General features: G+C 65.3%; 5 protein-coding genes. 4 read left to right on the forward strand and 1 reads right to left on the reverse strand.

The features are described from left to right. Positions 1-83 precede the first annotated feature (83 nt). Complete coding sequence (locus EN993_RS31880; protein WP_056583600.1) at positions 84-290, forward strand: lipoprotein; 207 nt, start codon at positions 84-86, stop codon at positions 288-290. A 70-nt stretch (positions 291-360) separates the two neighbouring features. Beyond that, entirely contained in the window at positions 361-1,629 is a 1,269-nt protein-coding gene (gene lysA, locus EN993_RS31885) for a diaminopimelate decarboxylase (protein WP_127265752.1), read from the forward strand. Between the two features lie 32 nt (positions 1,630-1,661). Here lysA and EN993_RS31890 read toward each other — a convergent pair whose 3' ends face one another. Then, positions 1,662-1,964 (reverse strand): metalloregulator ArsR/SmtB family transcription factor, encoded by a 303-nt coding sequence (locus EN993_RS31890; protein ID WP_109671641.1) that lies wholly within the window; start codon positions 1,962-1,964, stop codon positions 1,662-1,664. Between the two features lie 51 nt (positions 1,965-2,015). Between EN993_RS31890 and EN993_RS31895 the strand changes: the two genes are divergently transcribed. Further along, positions 2,016-2,957, forward strand: a complete 942-nt coding sequence (locus tag EN993_RS31895; RefSeq protein ID WP_127265754.1) for a threonine/serine dehydratase — start codon at positions 2,016-2,018, stop codon at positions 2,955-2,957. Between the two features lie 212 nt (positions 2,958-3,169). After that, a partial coding sequence (locus EN993_RS31900) for a TIGR02302 family protein (protein ID WP_127265755.1) occupies positions 3,170-4,522 on the forward strand: 1,353 nt, incomplete at its 3' end.

The raw sequence follows: 4,522 nt of genomic DNA on the forward strand, positions 1-4,522 counted from the left end.
TGCGACCAGCAATATCCGGGGTGCAATACGCTGAGAACTCGGCTAAAAGCGGCGGCTGGCAAACGTTTCGGACGGATGGATCGATGACCGGAAGCAGGATTTTGGTGACGCTGACGCTGCTGGTTGCGATCGCGGCCGTTTCGGCCTGCGGTAGGAGGGGCGGTCTCGACACGCCCTATGAGGCAGCCGTGCAAGCGCGCAAGGACGCCTCGAAGGCTCACCAGCCTGTGCCGCCGGAGCCGGAAAAACCGGTCGTGGACAAGAAATTCATCCTCGACCCGCTGATCTAGAGCCGATGACACCGGGGTTGGTCTTTCCAAACCCGGTCTCATCGTGCCCCAACTTTCCGGAACCACTCGAGTGAACCATTTCGACTACCGCGACGGCGTGCTCCATGCCGAGGACGTGGCGATCCCCGATATCGCTACACAGGTCGGCACGCCGTTCTACTGCTATTCGACGGCCACCTTGACCAGACACTACCGGGTGTTCGCGCAAGCCTTTGCCGGGCTCGACGCGCGGGTCTGCTACGCCATGAAGGCCAATTCCAACCAGGCCGTTCTGCGCACGCTGGCGAAGCTCGGCGCCGGCGCCGATGTGGTTTCGGAAGGTGAATTGCGCCGGGCGCTGGCCGCCGGCATCCCGGCAGGCAAGATCCTGTTTTCGGGCGTCGGCAAGACCGCGCGTGAAATGGACTTTGCCCTTGCCGCCGGCATCCTCTGCTTCAACGTTGAATCCGAGCCTGAACTCGAACTGCTGTCGGCGCGAGCCGCCGCACTTGGCAAGGTGGCGTCGATCTCGCTACGTATCAATCCCGATGTCGACGCCAGGACCCACAAGAAGATCTCCACTGGCAAGGCCGAGAACAAGTTCGGCATCCCGTGGCAGAAGGCCCGCCAGGTCTATGCCCGCGCGGCAAAGCTTCCCGGTATCAAGATCACCGGCATCGACACCCATATCGGCAGCCAGATCACCGAACTGCAGCCTTTCGACGACGCCTTCGCTCTGCTTGTCGATCTGGTCGGCGCGCTGCGCACCGACGGCCATGCCATCGAGCATATCGACCTCGGCGGCGGCCTCGGCATCCCTTATCGCGTCGACAACAACCCGCCGCCGCTGCCCGATGCCTATGCCCAGATCGTCAGGAGGCATGTCACCAAGCTCGGGTTGAAGGTGATGTTCGAGCCGGGCCGGCTGATCGTGGGCAATGCCGGCATCCTCGTCTCGGAAGTGATCTTCGTAAAGGAAGGCGACGCCAAGAACTTCCTCGTCGTCGACGCCGCCATGAACGATCTGATCCGGCCGACGCTCTACGATGCTTTCCATGACATCCGCCCGGTCGTGCAGCCGCCGGCGGACACGCCGCGCATGATGGTCGATGTGGTCGGCCCGGTCTGCGAGACCGGCGATTACATCGGCCTCGATCGCGATCTGCCCAGGCTGAAGGCCGGTGACCTAATTGCCGTCTCCACCGCCGGCGCCTATGGCGCGGTGCAGGCCGGCACTTACAACACCCGCTTGCTGGTGCCGGAGGTGCTGGTCGACGGCGACCGGTTCCACGTCGTGCGTCCGCGCCTGACCTATGACGACCTGATCGGGCTTGATTCCGTGCCCGACTGGCTTGCATAGAAGCTGCCCGGCCTGGATGCCGGCCGGAAGCGCTATAGCCGGTTCTGCACGAGCGCCCTGATGTCGGCGATCCTGTCCTCGTCGCGACGGTAGAACGTCCATTGCTTGATGCGCCTGACGCGCAGCAGGCCGGCTTGGGTGAGCACGCGCATATGCTCACTCAGCGTCGCCTGGGTGATGCCGAGCTTTTCGGCGATCAGCAGCGCGCAAACGCCGTCCTCGACCAGATCGCCATCCGCTTGGGCAGGGAAATGCGCGCGCGGATCCTTTAGCCAGTCGAGGATCTGCAGCCTGCGTTCGTTGGCAATCGCCTTGAAGACATCAACCTCTTGCATTTAGCCATTTTGCCAAGTTACTAATTGCTGTCAATCCCGAGGAGATCACACATGTCGCAGGGCAACACCGTCACACGCGAGCGCATTGCCGCGATGGAACCGCGCATCCGCCCCTATATCAGGCACACGCCGGTGCTGCGTGTCGACATGGCCGACTTCGACCGCACGCCGCTGACGGTCGACCTGAAGCTCGAATGCCTGCAGCATTCCGGTTCGTTCAAGGCGCGCGGCGCCTTCACCAACCTGCTGGAGCGTCCGGTCCCCGAAGCCGGCGTCGTCGCCGCATCGGGCGGCAACCATGGTGCGGCCGTCGCCTATGCCGCCATGCGGCTTGGCCACAAGGCGACCATCTTCGTTCCCGAAGTGAGTCCGGCAGCCAAGCTGGAGCGGATCCGCAGCTACGGCGCCGAGCTGATCGTCGGCGGCGCCCGCTACGCCGAGGCGCTGGCCGCCAGCGAACGTTTCGCCGAGCAGACCGGCGCCCTCCAGATCCATGCTTTCAACCAGGAGGAAACGCTGGTCGGCCAAGGCACGCTCAGGCTCGAAATCGAGAGCGATTTGCCTGGGATCGACACGCTGCTGGTCGCCGTCGGCGGCGGCGGCCTGATCGGCGGCATCGCCGCCTGGTTTGCCGGCCGCATCCGCATCATCGCCGTCGAGCCGGAGGGGGCGCCGACGCTTCACCGTGCCTTTGAGGCCGGACACCCCGTCGACGCGCCGGCCGAGGGCATCGCCGCTGATTCGCTGGCGCCAAAGCGCGTCGGCGAAATGATGTTCCCGATCGCCGAGGCCTTTGTCGAACGCTCGATCCTGGTCAGCGACGACGACATCATCGCCGCGCAGAAGGCCCTGTGGAACCGGGTCCGCATCATCTCCGAGCCGGGTGGCGCCGCGGCCTTTGCCGCCGTCCTGTCCGGCCGCTATACGCCGGCGCCGGGCGAACGCGTCGCCGTGCTGGTCTGCGGGGCGAATGCCAACCCGGCGACCTTCTGACTGCAACTATAGCGATGGGCTTCACGTTTTTTGAAAGCGCCTCGCCTTTGCCGTGTTTGCTGGTATTCTTCGAGTCGTGAGGCTTGGGCTATCCTGCCCGCCCCACAGCATGATTCCGAAAAGTGGAATCCGGTTTTCGGAACAGATCATGCTCAAGGAGATAGAGCCCCATCCCGGTTCTTTCGGGATGGAATAGGCTCTAGGAAGGGCCGATGACGCAACGACCCACCTTCAGCAGCGATCGCGGCCTGCCCGGGCGCCTTGCCTTGAGCCGGCTGGCGACGCGGGTCTCGATGATGGTCGAGCGCGGCTGGCCGTTGCTGCTTCCGCTCGTCATCGTCGCCAGCCTGTTCCTCAGCATCTCTTGGCTCGGCATCTTCTCCCGGGTGCCGGATATGGCGCGCATCGGCCTCGTCGCCGCCTTTGCCATCGCGGCATTGGCCGCGCTCTATCCGCTGCGCTTCTTCCGCCTGCCGGGCGCTGCCGAAATCGACCGCCGGATCGAGGCGGCCAATCAACTGTTGCACAGCCCGGTGCTGGTGCAGACCGACCGGCCAAGCGGCCGGGAAAGCAGCTTTTCGCAGGCGCTGTGGCGCGAACACCAGAAGCGCATGGCCGGAAAGCTCGACAGCCTCGGCGCCGACCTGCCGCGTACACGCGTGCCGGAACACGACCCCTGGGGGCTGCGCGCGGTGGCGGCACTTTTGCTCGTTACCGCCTTTGCCTTCTCCTTCGGGCCAACAGGCGGCAGGATCAGCGACGGGTTCAATGCCCATGGGGCGCATGATGCCGTGCCGCCGCGCATCGACGCCTGGGTGACGCCACCGGCCTACACCGGCAAGCCGCCGATCTTCCTGACCGCCGACGCCAACCAGGCGACGCCGACCTTCACCATTCCGGAAGGCAGCGACGTCTCGCTGCGTGTGACCGGCGGCTCGGGCGAAGAAACCCTTGCCTATGCCGACAAGCAGGGCAATTCCCGCGCCATCGACCCGGCCGGCCCCCAGGCCGCCGCCGCCAAGCCGGCGCCAACGCCGGCGACACCATCCAAAGTGCGCCAGTTCACCGGCAAGCTGACCGGTGACGGCACGCTGACGCTGACGTCGGGCGAGGACCAGCTGGGGCGCTGGGCCTTCGCGGTCATATCCGACAAGCCGCCACAGATCCGCTTCGTCGGCGAGCCGAAGCGCGCCGCCAACGGCGCCTTCGAACTCAACTACCAGATCGACGACGATTATGGCGCCGCCACCGCCAAGGCGGTGTTCACGCTCGCAGATCCGCAGGCGCCCAATGCACACCCGCTCTATAGTCCGCCTGAAATGCCGCTGTCGCTGCCGCGTCGTGGTGGAAAGTCGAACGCCGCCAGGACCTCGAAGGACCTGACCGAACATGTCTGGGCCGGCAGCAGCATCAAGCTGACGCTGGTTGCCACCGACGATGCCGGGCACACTGCATCGAGTGAGACCAAGACGCTGCTGATGCCGGAGCGGCCATTCGCCAATCCGCTGGCGCGCGCGGTGATCGAGCAGCGCCGCCTGCTGGCGCTCGACGCCAACGCCAAGCCC

Source organism: Mesorhizobium sp. M7D.F.Ca.US.004.01.2.1, from assembly GCF_003997785.1.
Lineage (GTDB): Bacteria > Pseudomonadota > Alphaproteobacteria > Rhizobiales > Rhizobiaceae > Mesorhizobium > Mesorhizobium loti.

What these genes read in the sequence shown, in the direction of transcription:
- EN993_RS31880 (WP_056583600.1), top strand. Translation starts at nt 84, where the DNA reads ATGACCGGAAGCAGGATTTTGGTGACGCTGACGCTGCTGGTTGCGATC.
- EN993_RS31890 (WP_109671641.1), bottom strand. Translation starts at nt 1,964, where the DNA reads ATGCAAGAGGTTGATGTCTTCAAGGCGATTGCCAACGAACGCAGGCTG.
- EN993_RS31895 (WP_127265754.1), top strand. Translation starts at nt 2,016, where the DNA reads ATGTCGCAGGGCAACACCGTCACACGCGAGCGCATTGCCGCGATGGAA.